Here is a 2162-nt window from a genome sequence, read left to right on the forward strand (position 1 = left end):
GTTCGTCAGCCGTTCAGTTAAGGGCGGAAAGCCCTGTAGGGACAGGCTGTCTCGGCTCTGATTTGATCAACAACGCCCATTGAAGGCCGTCCCTTTGAGTTGAGCTATACTCGTTTAATCGAACTAAAGCGAATAAACAGCTCAACTCGGGTTTTGTCATTCCGCAGTATTTGTAAGGGGTGGCTCTGAATGAAACTATTTGGCCTGCAGGTACTGTTATGAATGTTTTTCTTAAGTTTAAATCCTTGGTGTTTATTTCAAAGTTGATAGCAAGGGAGCCTAAATATTCACTGAAGCCGTACCCAGTTGAAGGCTCCTGTCTTCCTGAAATATTTATAAAACAGTGTAGGGCTATTCTATTAAGAGAGTTTGTATATTCAAGCCAAATACAACGAATAAATGATTGTGATATGGTTTCATTTAATACCACTTTTGGATGGTTCAGGCTGAGATGTTTTATTCTCGTTTTTATTTTTGGAGTTGCTCTTTTTTCTCCTCAATTGGCTATCGGTGAAGAAGATGACTACAAGCAGTCTATCTCCGAGTTCACGTCAACGCCAGATGGTCTGATCCAATTACTAATGGTGGGCGTTCTTACGCACGATCTGGAACTGATTGAAGCCAGCATAGCCCATGAGGTGGACATCAACGCCATCACGGCCCAGGGTGAAACTGCATTGTTTATTGCAGCAAGTTTAGGCCACCCGGAAATTGTTCGAATGTTGCTGCAATATGCTCCGCCCCTGGAAATTGATAAGGCCAATTCAGAACAGTGGACTCCCTTGATGGCGGCAGTGGCATCAGGTCATACCGAGATCGTGTCGTTGCTTCTCAACGCTGGCGCTGAGCCTGATCGAAGAGTCCCGATGTCAGAGGAAAAAAACTCCAGCGCCAGACAAGTGGCATTGCTCAGCGATGACCCTGACATGATTGCACTGTTTGACCCTCAGGCTGCCAAGGCTCTGCAACAGAAGTACGAATTGACGTTAAATACACTGGCTCTGTTTGAAGGTGCCGTTAGCGGAGACTCGGCCCTGATTGAGACAGGGCTCTCGGCATTGAATGCACTAGGCCACCCCGATACAGTTATCGACGAAAATGGCTGGACGCCGTTGATGCATGCCGCTGCGAATGGGCATGTCGACACTGTGAGTCAGTTGATTAATGCCGGTTTTGATGTCAATCAGCGTTTGGGGGAGGAGGAAATGACTCCTCTGATGGCCGCTGCCGCCAATGAAGATGTCCCCATGATCAAGCTGTTGATTCAGTCCGGTGCCGACATAGTGCTTAAGCAACGTAATGGTATGACGGCACAGGATATCGCGAAAGCAATTGGTGCCCAGCTATCTGTCCTTGAGTTTTTGGGCGCACCTCCCGAACAAATCGATCCCATTATTACGTTGCGTAACGGTAATATGACTCAGGTCATGGCGTTGCTGGATACCAGGCGTCTTACAACGAATTGGCGGGATGAGCAGGGATGGACGGCGCTGATGCATGCCGTTGACGGCAACAATCTGCGTGCAGCAGCCCTTTTGCTCGATAAATTTGGCGGCAAGCAGGCACAACATATTACCAGAGACGATCAAAGCGCACTGACCATCGCTATTGCCAGGGGGCACGATAAGATGGTTAACCTGCTGATCGAACATGGCGCACCAGTCGAGCAGAAGATACGGGGAAGAATGAGCCTGGATGCGTTCGCCAGGGCCAGAAAACAGCCAGCAATGGCAAAACGGTTGAAACAAGCGATTCAATCACAAACCTTGGCGTTACAACAGGAATTGTTGCTGTCAGGGTTTGATGTGGGGCGTCCGGATGGTGTATCAGGAAAAATGACTAAAGCGGCTTTTAATAAGCTGAAAAAATCACGATCGTATATAGGTTCTTATGCTGAAGCTGTTCAGGTTTTAAAAAGAAAAAGACGTTCCAATATGGTTTGGTTTTGCAATGTTAGTAAGGAAGATGAGATTTATTTTTCAGTTGGATACACTCATCGTGAAGTTGTTGAGGGCCATTGGAGCGTAAAAAGAAATACATGTCGTGATTGGGAGCTTAAACGGAAAGTACCTGGCCTTTATGTATATAAGCAATCACGTATAACGTATGTGGAATTCACTTCCTACTCCCTTTAGCAACATTGAAACTTCAGTCAGTAGCTG

Annotated in this window: 1 protein-coding gene; it reads left to right on the forward strand. The window is 46.7% G+C overall.

Going from position 1 to position 2162, the window contains the following annotated elements; genetic code table 11:
• Positions 1–218: 218 nt before the first annotated feature.
• Positions 219–2135, forward strand: a complete 1917-nt coding sequence (locus Q0753_RS16480) for an ankyrin repeat domain-containing protein (RefSeq protein WP_298723679.1) — start codon at positions 219–221, stop codon at positions 2133–2135.
• The last annotated feature ends 27 nt before the right edge of the window (positions 2136–2162 follow it).

The sequence above is a fragment of the uncultured Oceanisphaera sp. genome (assembly GCF_947495715.1).
Classification (GTDB): domain Bacteria; phylum Pseudomonadota; class Gammaproteobacteria; order Enterobacterales; family Aeromonadaceae; genus Oceanimonas; species Oceanimonas sediminis.

Excerpts from the sequence above, each read along its gene's own strand:
- Q0753_RS16480 (WP_298723679.1), top strand. The coding sequence starts at position 219 with ATGAATGTTTTTCTTAAGTTTAAATCCTTGGTGTTTATTTCAAAGTTG.